This is a genomic window from Mesorhizobium sp. M7A.F.Ca.AU.001.01.1.1 (genome assembly GCF_004022735.1).
GTDB lineage: Bacteria > Pseudomonadota > Alphaproteobacteria > Rhizobiales > Rhizobiaceae > Mesorhizobium > Mesorhizobium ciceri.
Genome location: NZ_RZPF01000076.1, coordinates 1 through 13,144, shown reverse-complemented (window position 1 = coordinate 13,144; position 13,144 = coordinate 1). Strand labels below are relative to the sequence as shown.

Sequence of the window (13,144 nt, the reverse complement as noted above, 5' to 3'; positions counted from 1 at the left end):
CTCCTATGGCGGCCATGAGATCCACCAGATGCCGCCGAACAATCAGGGGCTGACGGCGCTTTTGATGCTCAATTTGCTGTCGGGCTTCGAGCTTGGCGGGCTCGACCCCAATGGCGCCGAACGCCTGCATCTGGAGATCGAGGCCGGACGCCTGGCTTACCGCGACCGCGACCGCTATGTCGGCGACCAGGACCATGTCCCGGTGCCCCTGAAGCAGCTCCTGTCCGGCGCCTATGCCGACCGGCTACGCGCCGAGATCGACCGCGACCGCGCCATCACGCATCTGCCGCGCGTCGAGCTGCCCGGCAGCGACACGGTCTATATCTCCATCGTCGACCGCGACCGCAACGCGGTCTCCTTCATCAACTCGACCTATTATTCGTTCGGCAGTGGCGTCGTCGGCCCGAAGACCGGTATCGTGCTGCAGAACCGTGGTTCGAGCTTCCGCCTCGACCCGGCGCATCCGAACGCGATCGCGCCGGGCAAGCGGCCGATGCACACGATCATGCCGGGCATGGCGACGAAGAACGGCCGCGTGGTGATGCCGTTCGGCGTCATGGGCGGCGGTTACCAGCCGTTTGGCCATGTCCACCTGCTCACCAACATGATCGATTTCGGCATGGACCCGCAGCAGGCACTGGATGCGCCGAGGGTGTTTTACAACGATGACACAGTGGAAGCCGAGCGTGGCGTTCCCACTGATGCAACCGAGGGCCTGCGCCGGCGCGGCCACCGCATCGCCGAACCGCATCATCCGCTTGGCGGGGGGCAGGTGGTGCTGATCGACTGGGAGAAGGGGACGCTGACCGGCGCTTCCGATCCGCGCAAGGATGGTTTGGCGCTTGGCTATTGAGGTGATCCGTTGTCCAATGGCGCCCATATCGAGGCAAGCCCGTCAGAAGGGCTCTCGCCAGTAATCGTTCGAAATCCAGCCGGTGATCATGACCCAAACTGAAACCCACGCAGATCTCTCCCGCCGTCTCGCCGCCGGCGCCGACGACGCCCCCGCCATTCTGGCGCCCGACAGGGCAACGCTCAGCCATGGCGGATTGCGCAGCATGATCGCCGACACGGCAAAACAGCTGCATGCGCGCGGCATCGGCCGCGGCGACAGGGTGGCGATCGTGCTGCCGAACGGGCCCGAGATGGCCACCGCCTTCGTCGCCGTGGCGGCCGCCGCCTCTACGGCGCCGCTCAACCCCGCCTACCGGGCCGACGAGCTCGATTTCTACCTGACCGACATCGGCGCCAAGGCGATCCTCGTCGCGGAGGGTGAGACCGGCCCCGCGGTGACGGTGGCCGAACGCCTCGGCATCGGCGTGCTGCGGCTCGTCGTGCAGCCCGGCACACCGGCCGGCAGTTTTGCTATCGAGGGCGCGGCGATCGGACCGAAGGCCGCGCCCGACATGGCGCAAGACAGCGACATTGCGCTGCTGCTGCATACCTCCGGCACGACATCGCGTCCAAAACTGGTGCCGCTCAGCCATGCCAACATCGCGGCCTCGGCAGCTCATATCGGCGGCACGCTTGGCCTGACGGCCGATGACCGTTGCCTCAATATCATGCCGCTGTTCCACATTCACGGCCTGATCGCGGCCGTGCTGTCGTCGCTGGCTGCCGGCGGCAGCATCTACTGCACGCCGGGTTTCAACGCGCTGCGCTTCTTCCAGTGGCTGAGCGAGGCGCAGCCGAGCTGGTACACGGCGGTGCCGACCATGCATCAGGCGATCCTGGCCCGCGCGGCACGCAACACCGAGGCGCTGGCGGCGGCGCGCCTGCGCTTCATCCGCTCGTCCTCGGCGTCGCTGCCGGCGCAGGTAATGACTGAGCTGGAAGCGACCTTCGGCTGCCCAGTGATCGAATCCTACGGGATGACCGAGGCGGCTCACCAGATGGCCTCGAACCGGCTGCCGCCGGGCCAGCGCAAGCCCGGCAGCGTTGGTGCCTCCGCCGGGCCGGAGGTGGCTGTGATGGCGCCCGACGGGCGGCTGCTCGATGCAGGCGAGTCCGGCGAGATCGTCATCCGCGGGCCCAATGTCACGACGGGCTACGAAAAGAACCCGGATGCCAACGCCACGGCTTTCGCGCATGGCTGGTTCCACACCGGCGACCAGGGCGTGCTGGACGGGGACGGCTATCTCAGGGTCACCGGTCGGCTCAAGGAGATCATCAATCGCGGCGGCGAAAAGATCTCGCCACTCGAGGTCGACGATGTGCTGATGGACCATCCGGCGGTGGCACAGGTCGTCACCTTCGCCATGCCGCATGACAAGCTTGGCGAGGAGGTGGCGGCGGCGGTTGTGCTGCGCGAAGGCATCAGCGCCGCTGAGAGCGACATCCGCACCTATGCCGCGACGCGGCTTGCCGACTTCAAAGTGCCGCGCAAGATCCTGATCCTGGACGAGATCCCCAAGGGCGCGACCGGCAAATTGCAGCGCATCGGCCTTGCCGCCAAACTCGGGCTTTGACGATGAAGATCACCATCTTCGGCGCCGGTGCGATCGGCGGCTATCTCGCTGCCAAGCTTGCCGCCGCCGGCCGCACCGATCTCTCGATCGTCGCGCGCGGCGCCCATCTGGAAGCGATCAAGGCAGATGGCCTGCGCCTGATCGAGGATGGCCAGGAGACGTCCGTCCCCGTCCGGGCCGCCGCCAAGGCCGAGGAACTTGGCGTGCAGGATTATGTCGTGCTGGCGCTGAAGGCCCATTCCCTCACCCCGGCGCTCGACCAGATCGCACCGCTGCTTGGGGACCACACATCAGTCGTCACCATGCAGAACGGCGTGCCGTGGTGGTATTTCCACGGCGTCGGCGGGCCGCTCGAAGGCACCAGGCTGAACGCGGTCGATCCCGGCGGCGCGATCTGGCAGCGGATTGGACCGGACCGCGTCATCGGCTCGGTCGTCTATCCCGCGGTCGAGGTCGATGCGCCGGGGCTCATCCGCCATGTCGAGGGCAAACGCTTCTCGCTCGGCGAACCCTCGGGCGAGCGCAGCGAACGGGTCACGCTTCTGGCCGAGGAGATGGTCAAGGGCGGCTTGCAGGCGCCGGTGCGCGAAGACATCCGCAGCGAGATCTGGGTAAAACTGTGGGGCAATCTTTCGTTCAACCCGATCTCGGCGCTGACCGGCAGCACGCTTGCCGCGATCGTTGCCGACGAGGGCACCCGCACGCTCGCCCGCACCATGATGCTGGAGGCGCAGGCGATCGGCGAAAGCCTCGGCGTGCGTTTTCCCATCGCGGTCGACCGGCGCATCAAGGGCGCCGGCGATGTCGGCGAGCACAAGACCTCGATGCTGCAGGACCTGGAGCGTGGCCGGCCGATGGAGATCGACGCGCTGGTGAGCGCGGTGCAGGAACTTGGCAGGCTAACGGACAAGCCGACCCCGACCATCGATGCCGTGCTGGCGCTGGTGCGGCGGCTGGCGGTGGAACGCGGGTGTTATGGATAATGGGCTCGGGGTTGATCAGCACCGTGGCGAGGGCGCGACGATCCAGGCCTTGAAGCGCCTTGGCCTCATCTCCCAGCTTGACCAGGGTTAGCAGCATGCTGAACGCCATTCACCACGTCGCGCTCATCTGCACCGACTACGACCGGTCGCGACGGTTCTACGTCGAACTCCTCGGCCTCGATCTGATCCGGGAGGTTTATCGGGAGGAGCGGCAGTCATGGAAGGCGGATCTGCGGATCGGGTCGGCCCAACTGGAATTGTTCTCCTTCCCTGCACCGGCGACGCGGCCGTCCCACCCAGAGGCTACAGGCCTGAGACATCTGGCATTCGCGGTGGCTAATCTTGATCCCGTGATTATCCGCCTGGAAGCCGCAGGCGTTGCCGTCGAGCCAATCCGGATCGATCCATACACAGACCAACGGTTTACCTTTTTCAGGGACCCGGATGGATTGCCGCTGGAACTCTACGAAGCCCCATAAGGAACGGTTCGATTTCACGATGGGCGCTTTGTACTGACGGTCTCGGTATCGGCGGACCGCGAATCTGTGCTAAGCGCCGCCCAACTAACCAAAGGACGACACCAATGAGCGAACTGACCGTGGCCGAGGCGACCGAGAGCATCTATGCCTCGCTCCGGGCGGACAATGCCGACATCGACACACATATCGCGGCGCTTAAGGCGGCGCTGACGCGAGAGGGGATCAAACAGGCGGTGTTCGATCCGACCAAGCTGGCGCAGAACAACCGCTCGGGCCGCAAGTTGATGCAGGCTTATTTTCGGCAACGCGGCGTGAGCGTGAAGTTTTCGGACCAGTAGAACCGCGCGCGATCTCAACCGTGTGATTGGTTGGTTTCGGACGCATGTTCTCCGACGCTCCGGGCCCTCCCATTTGACCGACTCAATAACAGCGATCTGCGGCCGCAAGGGCTTCGGCACGGTGAGCTTGGTCCAGTGCGCCAATCCGTCGGACCGACGCATAGAACCTGACATAGTCGCCCGAGCACAGATCGAACAGGCGCAGAAACGCGGTCACCCGATCGCTATAGACGGAAGTCGCGGCGAGCTTTGCATTGTTGATCGGGGAAGCGAACCAGGCATCGTATCCCCGGTATCGGCCCCAGCGCCTGTCGCGCATGTGTCGGTAGCGCATCCGCAGCCGTTCAATCGCCGCCGTCTTTGCGGCCAGTTTTTGCTCCGAGGTTCCGGCGTTGGAATAGACTTTTGCCAACTCGTCCCGTGTTTGCGACACCAGCGCAAGAAATTCAGCTTTGCGCCTCCGGGCGGCTTCGTAACGGCGCAATGCGGCGGTATCGCCAGCCGCGCGCAGCCATTTTCTCACGCCGGTCGTTTCGACGGCGACAGCGAACGACTCGTTGAATGCGGAATCGTCGTGCACGTAGACGCGCTGGTGGGCCAGTTCATGGAACACCAGCCCTGCAAGATAGGTTTTATCCTCGCTGAACATCGTGCTCAGCAGCGGGTCACTCGACCAGCCAAGCGTGGAATATGCGGTGATGCCCGTCACATAGACATCCATGCCCTGTCCTTGAAGTTCGGCAGCGGTTTCAATTGCGGACTTCCTGGAGAAATATCCCCGGTAGGGCACGCAGCCGAAAACGGGAAAACACCATGTTCGCGGCGTCAGCGAGAATGCCGGCGCGGCGAAGACGGCCCATGTCACCGAATCCCGGCCGATATCGACATAGCTGCGGTAGCTGCTGTTGTCGGGCAGCGCCAGTTCATCCGTTGCGAACTGTCGTATGGCGCTCGCCGATGCCATTCGAGCGCGCAATGCCTTCGGCGTCGAAGGGTCCTCGATCAGTTTTCCGACATCCTGGCGCGCCGTCATGATCCGCAGATGACCCTGCACGGATTGCGCGTAATAGGAAACACTGGTGCAGCCGGTCGCGCCAGACACCACGATCATAACGGCAACCAATCGAAAGAATGCGCGCATCACGATTTGCCCACAGCAGTGCTCCCGTACCGATCGGGCGATTGTCGCGATTGCCCCAGGTCCCAAGCAGCCGCATCGATTTGATCGAGGTCTATAGCTTTCTAAAGAATCCGGACAGAATATTCGGACCCACTTCGCCAGGGCGCAGTCTGATCCCGTCCTCGAAGCAGTTCAGCGTCATGCATTCGAAGCCGCTGCGTGCGAGGAATGCCACCAGCGAGTCACGATCGAAGTGGTGGAGGTGCTCGTCGGGAAGACGCATACGCCACGTCCGGAACCAGGCGTCGCCGTCGGCGCCGAGCTCGCGCCAGCGGCAATAAGGGACGGCGACGGCCAGGTAGCGGGCCTTAAGCCGGGCGAGGAAACCCAGATCCGGGATATGCTCAAGCACATCGAACATGGCGACGAGATCCCACGAGCTGGAGAGCGCCTCATCCCAATCGACGAAGCGGACGCCCTTGGGCAGCGGAAACCTGGTTATGTCGCAGCCGGCGCAGTCGGCGACCCCGGTTATTTTCGCGGCTTCGATGAATGTGCCGGTGCCATATCCAATCTCCAGCACGGACCGGGGGATCTCGCCAGTGATCCCCAGCACCCAGCCGAGTCGCTGATATCCGAGCTTGATGGTCCGGTCACTCAGGTCCTCGTAATAGGAAATGTACTGCTTGTCATACTTGATCGGTTTGGAGTCGACCTGGTGGATCACGCCAAACCCGTCCACCGCGTAGTTGTCCAACATTGGCGTGCGGCCCCCCAGGTTCCGAGTTCCTTACCGGCAGAACTAGGACGCAACCGGACAATCGAGCGGTCAGGTATTCAGCCGCCAGCTTGAACTGCTCAGTCCTTGCCCGCCCGCTTGAAAATCCGCGCATAAAATTCGCCGACGATGCCGCGCCGGAAGATCAGCACGCACACCATGAAGATGAGGCCGGTGGCGATGGTCACCGGAAAGCCGGAAGTGGCAAGCGTGTTTTCCAGGCCAATGACAAGGCTGGCGCCGATGATCGGCCCGACCATGGTGCCGATGCCGCCGAGAAGCGTCATCAGGATCACTTCGCCCGACATCTGCCAGGTGACGTCGGTGAGCGTGGCGAACTGGAAAACGATCGCCTTGAGCGAGCCGGCCAGCCCGGCCAGGGCCGCCGACATGACGAAGGCGCCCAGCTTGTAGTTGGCGACGGAATAGCCCAGCGAAATGGCGCGGTTCTCGTTCTCGCGGATCGAGCGCAGGATCATGCCGAACGGCGAGTTGACGATGCGCCAGATGGCGAAGACGCCGATCAGGAACACCGCCAGCACGAAGTAATACATGTTCAGCGAGACGTTCAGGTCGAGGACGCCAAGCAGCATGCCGCGCGGCACGCCCTGAATGCCGTCCTCGCCTTGCGTGAAGGGCGACTGCACACAGAAGAAGAAGAACATCTGCGACAGCGCCAGCGTGATCATGGCGAAATAGATGCCTTGCCGGCGAATGGCGAAAAAGCCCATGACAAGGCCGAGCAAGGCCGCACCCGCCATGCCGAGCAGAATGCCGGCTTCCGGCGGCCAGCCCCAGACCTTGACGGCATGCGCGGTGAAGTAGGCGGCGCCGCCGAAGAAGGTGGCGTGGCCGAACGATAAGAGCCCGGTATAGCCGAGCAGAAGATTGAACGCGCAGGCAAACAGCGCGAAACACAGCATCTTCATCAGGAAGATCGGATAGATCAGGAAAGGCGCTACCAGCAGCGCCAGGATGCCGAGCCCGACCAGCATCCATTCCAGCCGTGCCGAGGTTTTGGCCGATGCCTCGCGAAGCGTCAGTTCGGTCATGTCAGATGTCCCTTCCGACATGTCAAGCGTCCCTTCCGAACAGGCCAGCCGGCCGGACCAGAAGCACGATGGCCATGATGACGAAGACCACGAGATTGGAGGCCTCGGGGTAGAAGACCTTGGTCAGGCCCTCGGCGAGGCCAAGCATGTAGCCGGTGACGATCGCACCGAGGATCGATCCCATGCCGCCGACCACCACCACCGCGAAGACGACGATGATGAGGTCCGATCCCATAAGCGGGCTCACCTGATAGATCGGTGCTGCCAGAATGCCGGCAAGCCCGGCCAGCGCGGAGCCAAGGCCGTAGGTGAGGGTCAGCAGCAACGGCACGTTGACGCCGAAAGCCTGGACGAGACGGGGATTCTCGGTTGCCGCGCGCAGATAGGATCCAAGCCTGGTCTTCTCGATCAGCGCCCAGGTGCCGAAGCAGACGATCAGCGAGGCGACCACGACCCAGCCGCGATAGTTGGGCAGGAACATGAAGCCGAGATTGGTGCCGCCGGCAAGCAGCGGCGGCACGGCGTAGGGGTTTCCCGAGACGCCGTAATAATAGCGGAAGATGCCTTCGAGTACGAGCGCGAGGCCGAAGGTGAAGAGCAGCCCGTAGAGCGGATCGAGATCGTACAGCCTCGACAGCGCCAGGCGCTCGACCACGACGCCGAAGATGCCAACTATCAGCGGCACAAGGATCAAAGCGGGCCAATAGCCGATGCCGAGATGGGTGAGAAGCAGGTAGCCGACGAAGGCGCCGAACATATACTGGGCGCCATGGGCGAAATTGATGACGCGCAGCAAGCCGAATATGACAGCCAGGCCCAGGCTCAGCATGGCGTAGAACGAGCCGTTGATCAGGCCGACCAGCAACTGGCCGAGGAAGGCCTGAACCGGGATTCCGAAGATCATCGTCATGGCGCCATCATACACCCAGGACTTCGTGGAGCTGCGCCATGCGGTCCGGCAGTTCGCCGACCGGAAACCCCGCCACCACCTTGCCGTGCTCCATCAGATAGAAACGGTCGGCGACACGACTGGCGAAGCGAAAGTTCTGCTCGACCAGCAGGATCGTCATGCCGCGCTTTTTCAACGTCGCCAGCAACGCGCCGATGCGCTGCACGATGACGGGAGCGAGCCCCTCCGTCGGTTCGTCGAGGAGCAGCATCTTCACGCCGGTTCGCAGCATGCGCGCGATCGCCAGCATCTGCTGTTCGCCGCCCGACAGCCTGGTGCCGGGACTGTTGCGCCGCTCCTTCAGATTGGGGAACAGATCGAATATCTCCTCGACGCTCATGCCGCCCTGCGCGACGACCGGCGGCAGAACCAGATTCTCGTCCACGGTCAGCGTTGCGAAGATGCCGCGCTCCTCCGGCACGAAGCCGATGCCTTGATGGGCGGTGCGGTGCAGCGGCAGCCGCATCAGGTCCTTGCCGTCGAAGGCGATCCGGCCGGTCCGCTTGCGGATCAACCCCATGATGGCGCGCAGCGTCGTCGTCTTGCCGACGCCATTGCGGCCGAGCAGCGTGACCGTCTCGCCGGCAAACACTTCCAGATCGACACCGTGCAGCGCATGGCCCTCGCCATACCAGGCGTTGAGGCCGGTGACGGCAAGCAGAGGTGCGGCACTAGTCATCGGCGGTGCCCATATAGGCGATCTTGACGCGCTCGTCGCGGCTAACGGTGGCGTAGTCGCCAGCGGCCAGCACCTCGCCGCGCTGCATGACCGTTATCCAGTCGCAAAGGTCGGCCACCACGGTCAGATTGTGCTCGACCATCAGCACGGCGCGATCCCTGGCAACCGAACGGATGAGGCTGGAAACCGTGGCCACGTCCTCATGCCCCATGCCGGCCATCGGCTCGTCCAGCAGCAGCACTTTCGGATCGAGCGCGAGCGTCGTGGCGATCTCCAGCACGCGTTTTCTGCCATAGGAAAGATCGCCGGCGAGCCTGTTCCTGGCGTCGTCGAGACCAACCGAGCGCAGCAATTCCTCGGCGCGCGGGGTCAGCCGGTCGAGCGCCGCGAGCGAGCGCCAGAATTGAACGGCAAGACCACCCGGCCGCTGCAGCGCGACGCGAACATTGTCGAGCACGCTGAGGTGCGGAAAAATCGCCGATATCTGGAACGAGCGCACCAGCCCCATCCGCGCAACCCTGGCCGGCGAGGTGCGGGTGATGTCGTGGCCAAGCAGCTCGATCCTGCCGCTGGTCGGCGCCAGGAACTTGGTGAGCAGGTTGAAGACGGTCGTCTTGCCGGCGCCGTTGGGTCCGATCAGGGCATGGATGTTGCCATGGCGGACATCGATATCGACGTTTTTGACGGCGATGAAGCCGGCAAAGTCGCGTCGCAACCCGCGGGCGGAAAGCACAACCCGCGGCTCGTTCGCGTCCAGGTCAGTCGGCGCCATCGGCCGCGCCGATCACTGGCCGGCCGTCGGACAGCCGCTTTCCTTCTCGCTGAGGAAGGCCTCGTTGCCTGGAATGGTGGCGAGATATTTGTAGTAGTCCCAATCCTTGGTGCTCTCGGCTGGCGACTTGACCTGGTAGAGGTACATGTCGTGAACCATGTTGCCGTCCGCCTGCACCTTGCCGTTGGTTATCACCGCGTCGTCCACAGGCATCGAATGCAGCTGCTTGGCGACGGCTTCGGTCTCGCCCGTGCCGGCTTTGTCGATCGCCTTCAAATACTGCGTCACCGCCGAATAGGTCGCGGCCTGGATCATGTTCGGCATGCGGTTGGTGCGCTTGAAAAAGCGCTGCCCGAATTCGCGGCTCTTGTCGTCGCGATCCCAGTAATAGCCTTCGGTCAGCACGACGCCCTGCGCCGCTTGAAGGCCAAGCCCATGCACCTCGGCCAGCGTGAACAGGAGTGCGGCAAGACGCTGGCCGCCCTGCACGATACCGAATTCGGCCGCCTGCTTGATGGAGTTGGAGGTATCGAGGCCGGCATTGGCCAGGCCGATGACCTTGGCGCCCGACGATTGCGCCTGCAGCAGGAAGGACGAATAATCGGTCGATCCCAGGGGATAACGCACCTCGCCCAGCACCTTGCCGCCATGGCTTTCGACGAACTTGGTGGTCTGATCCTTCAGCGAGTAGCCGAATGCATAGTCGACGGTGACGAAGAACCAGCTGTCGCCGCCCTGCTGCACGAGAGAGCCGCCGGTACCCACCGCCTGCGAGTGAGTGTCATAGGCCCAGTGGAAGCCGTAGGGCGAGCACTGTTTGCCGGTCAGCTCCGTGGTCGCCGCGCCGGTGACGATGTCGATCTTCTTCTTTTCCTTGGAAATCCCCTGGACGGCGAGCGCTACCGAAGAGGTCGTCAGTTCCATGATGGCATCGACTTGCTCGGTGTCGTACCACTGCCGGGCGATGTTGGAGGCGATATCCGGCTTGTTCTGGTGGTCGGCGCTGATGATTTCTATCGGCGCTCCCTGCACCTTGCCGCCGAAATCCTCAACGGCCATCTTGGCCGCCTCGACCGACCACTTGCCGCCGAAGTCGGCGTAGACGCCCGACTGGTCGTTGAGGATGCCGATCTTGACCTTGCCGTCGGAAATTTCGGCGGCCGAAGCGGGGATCGCGGATGCGGCGAGAAGTGCCGCGGAAACGAAAAGGCTTACCTTCATGGTTGACTTCCTCCCATAGCGATGAATCCGACCGACCCTCCTACGATCGATCATCGCAATGGTATTGAACATGAGGAAGATAGGGACAGAGGGCAAGAGGCCGTTAGGGATTTAGTGTTCGAAGCGATACGGTTTGGCGGCGCAACGCGAGCCTTGGGCGAGAGATAGAGACACAAACATGTGAACCGCCCGGCGGCAGTGCCGGCTCAGCCCTCGGCGGCGACGAGGTGGCCGTTGCCGACATCCCTCAGCGCCAGTTTCAGCGGCGCCTCGCCGATCCTGCGGGTGGCGCTCGGGATTTCCTGGTCGAGGCGCGCGAAGCGGCTTCTGCGCTGCGCGGGATCGGGCACGGGCACGGCTTCGATCAGGCGCCTGGTGTAGGGATGGCGCGGGTTGGAAAAGACCTGGTCGCGGGTGCCCATCTCGACGATCTGGCCGAGATACATGACGGCGACGCGGTCGGAGATGTTCTCGACCACCGCCATGTCATGCGAGATGAAGAGATAGGCGACGCCGAATTCGCGCTGCAATTCCTTCAACAGATCGAGCACGCGCGCCTGCACCGAGACGTCGAGCGCCGAGACGCTTTCGTCGGCGATGATCAGCTTCGGCCGCAGTGCAAGCGCGCGGGCAATGCAGACGCGCTGGCGCTGGCCGCCGGAGAATTCATGCGGATAGAGTTCCATCTGGTCGGCCGACAGGCCGACGCGCTCGAACAGCGCTGCGACACGCTCGCTGCGCTCTTCCTTCGAGGCGATACCGTGGATCAGCAGCGGCTCGGCGACGAGGTCGCCGACACGCATGCGTGGGTCCAACGAGGCATAGGGGTCCTGGAAAATCATCTGCACGTCGCGGCGCACCGCCTTGCGCTCGTCGCGGCCGAGGCCGGACAGATTGCGGCCGCCAATGGCGATGTCGCCGCTGTAGGGCACCAGTCCGGCCAGCGCCTTGGCGGTGGTCGACTTGCCACAACCGGATTCGCCGACCAGCGCCAGCGTCTCGTTGGGCGCGATCGAGAAGCTGACGCCTTCGACGGCGTGGACGCAACGAGTGACCCGGCCGAAGAAGCCGCCATGCAGGTCGAAACGGACATGCAGGTCCTTGACGTCAGCGACATTGGCCGGCGTTGCCGTCTCGGCACTCCTGGATTCCTGGCGACCGATACCGCTGCCGATGCGCGGCACGGCGGCCAGCAGCTCGCGCGTGTAGCCGGCTTGCGGCCTGGCGAAAATGTCAGCGGTTTTTCCCTCTTCGACCATGCGGCCATGCCGCATGATGATGACGCGGTCGGCCATTTCGGCGACGACGCCCATGTCATGAGTGATGAGGATGACGCTGGTGCCATGCTGGCGCTGCAGATCGCGCAAAAGTTCCAGCACCTCGCCTTGCACGGTGACGTCGAGCGCCGTCGTCGGCTCGTCGGCGATCAGCACGTCCGGCTCGAGCGCCAGCGCCATGGCGATCATCACCCGCTGGCGCATGCCGCCGGACAGTTCGTGCGGAAACTGCTTTAGCCGGCTTTCGGCTTCCGAAATGCGCACCGCCTTCAGCGCCTCGATGGCACGCTGGCGAGCCTCGCTCTGCGACAGGGAGGTATGCGCCTCGATGGATTCGGTGAGCTGCCGGCCGATCGACAGCACCGGGTTGAGTGAGGTCATCGGCTCCTGGAAGATCATGGCGATGCGGTTGCCGCGAATGCGCCGCATCCGGCGCTCGTCCAGAATCGTCAGATCTGTATCGCCGAGATGGACCTTGCCGGATGAAATCCTGGCGGCAGGCTGCGGCAGAAGCTGCATGATGGCCAGAGCGGTCATCGATTTGCCGGAGCCGGATTCACCGGCAATGCACAGCGTCTCGCCACGAGACAACGTCAGCGACAGGTCGGAGACGACCTCGCGCTCGCCCTCCTCGCCGCGCACGCTGACGGAGAGGTTGGCGATGTCGAGTATGGGTTCGCTGGCGGTGATCATTGCGCGCGTGACCCGGAGAGGGATTTACTCCGGCACCCCCCCCTCCTCATTCAAACACGCAGCGCGGAAAGTAGAACGACACCACCCAGTTCGGCATGTCAACGATCTCGCTGATGCGGAGATCGCCGCAGACCGAGGCCAGCATATAGGCCTCGACTGGGTCGATGTGATAACGACCGGCGAGCAGGTCGACCATCTGCGCAACCGCTTCCCTGGCGCCGGTCATCAGGTCCGGACCGATGCCGGTCGTCACCTCATAGCCCTTGGCGTCGAGATGGCGCGTCACCGGGCCTGGCGTGGTGAAGCGCGGCGTCTTCAGCCTGGCATCCTTGACC

At 63.8% G+C, this 13,144-nt stretch carries 14 protein-coding genes; 5 read left to right on the top strand and 9 right to left on the bottom strand.

Features of this window, described 5'->3' with window-relative positions:
- The 5 genes from EN884_RS07280 to EN884_RS07260 all read left to right on the top strand — a co-directional run.
- On the top strand, nt 1-853 hold an 853-nt coding region (locus EN884_RS07280), incomplete at its 5' end, for a gamma-glutamyltransferase (protein ID WP_206617567.1).
- Nucleotides 854-941: 88 nt separating this feature from the next.
- Complete coding sequence (locus EN884_RS07275; RefSeq protein WP_063170421.1) at nt 942-2,468, top strand: acyl--CoA ligase; 1,527 nt, start codon at nt 942-944, stop codon at nt 2,466-2,468.
- A 2-nt stretch (nt 2,469-2,470) separates the two neighbouring features.
- Nucleotides 2,471-3,451 carry a 2-dehydropantoate 2-reductase gene (locus EN884_RS07270; RefSeq protein ID WP_013528521.1) on the top strand — a complete coding sequence of 327 codons (981 nt, stop codon included), beginning with the start codon at nt 2,471-2,473 and terminating at the stop codon, nt 3,449-3,451.
- Nucleotides 3,452-3,546: 95 nt separating this feature from the next.
- On the top strand, nt 3,547-3,930 hold the full coding sequence (locus tag EN884_RS07265) for a VOC family protein (protein WP_082826717.1): 384 nt from the start codon (nt 3,547-3,549) through the stop codon (nt 3,928-3,930).
- A gap of 104 nt (nt 3,931-4,034) precedes the next feature.
- Nucleotides 4,035-4,268, top strand: a complete 234-nt coding sequence (locus EN884_RS07260; RefSeq protein WP_063169708.1) for a hypothetical protein — start codon at nt 4,035-4,037, stop codon at nt 4,266-4,268.
- An 82-nt stretch (nt 4,269-4,350) separates the two neighbouring features.
- On the opposite strand, the gene EN884_RS07255 is transcribed toward EN884_RS07260, so the two are convergent.
- The 9 genes from EN884_RS07255 to EN884_RS07215 form a co-directional block, all read right to left on the bottom strand.
- Nucleotides 4,351-5,409: an aminopeptidase gene (locus EN884_RS07255; protein WP_063169707.1), complete on the bottom strand. Its 1,059-nt coding sequence runs from the start codon at nt 5,407-5,409 to the stop codon at nt 4,351-4,353.
- A gap of 91 nt (nt 5,410-5,500) precedes the next feature.
- Nucleotides 5,501-6,148: a class I SAM-dependent methyltransferase gene (locus tag EN884_RS07250; protein ID WP_063169706.1), complete on the bottom strand. Its 648-nt coding sequence runs from the start codon at nt 6,146-6,148 to the stop codon at nt 5,501-5,503.
- A 98-nt stretch (nt 6,149-6,246) separates the two neighbouring features.
- Complete coding sequence (locus EN884_RS07245) at nt 6,247-7,218, bottom strand: branched-chain amino acid ABC transporter permease (RefSeq protein WP_024502115.1); 972 nt, start codon at nt 7,216-7,218, stop codon at nt 6,247-6,249.
- 22 nt (nt 7,219-7,240) lie between these two features.
- Entirely contained in the window at nt 7,241-8,128 is an 888-nt protein-coding gene (locus EN884_RS07240) for a branched-chain amino acid ABC transporter permease (protein ID WP_063170419.1), read from the bottom strand.
- Between the two features lie 7 nt (nt 8,129-8,135).
- Nucleotides 8,136-8,846, bottom strand: coding sequence for an ABC transporter ATP-binding protein (locus tag EN884_RS07235; RefSeq protein WP_013528528.1), 711 nt, complete (start codon nt 8,844-8,846; stop codon nt 8,136-8,138).
- Nucleotides 8,839-9,618, bottom strand: a complete 780-nt coding sequence (locus tag EN884_RS07230; protein ID WP_063169705.1) for an ABC transporter ATP-binding protein — start codon at nt 9,616-9,618, stop codon at nt 8,839-8,841. The genes EN884_RS07235 and EN884_RS07230 overlap by 8 nt, the downstream gene beginning before the upstream one ends.
- Before the next feature lie 12 nt (nt 9,619-9,630).
- The gene (locus EN884_RS07225; protein WP_128360514.1) at nt 9,631-10,839 is read right to left on the bottom strand and encodes an ABC transporter substrate-binding protein; all 1,209 of its coding nucleotides are present in this window, start codon (nt 10,837-10,839) and stop codon (nt 9,631-9,633) included.
- A 206-nt stretch (nt 10,840-11,045) separates the two neighbouring features.
- The gene (locus tag EN884_RS07220) at nt 11,046-12,809 is read right to left on the bottom strand and encodes an ABC transporter ATP-binding protein (protein WP_063169704.1); all 1,764 of its coding nucleotides are present in this window, start codon (nt 12,807-12,809) and stop codon (nt 11,046-11,048) included.
- Nucleotides 12,810-12,855: 46 nt separating this feature from the next.
- Nucleotides 12,856-13,144, bottom strand: a 289-nt coding sequence (locus tag EN884_RS07215; protein WP_206617566.1) for an acetamidase/formamidase family protein, incomplete at its 5' end; no start/stop codon positions are given.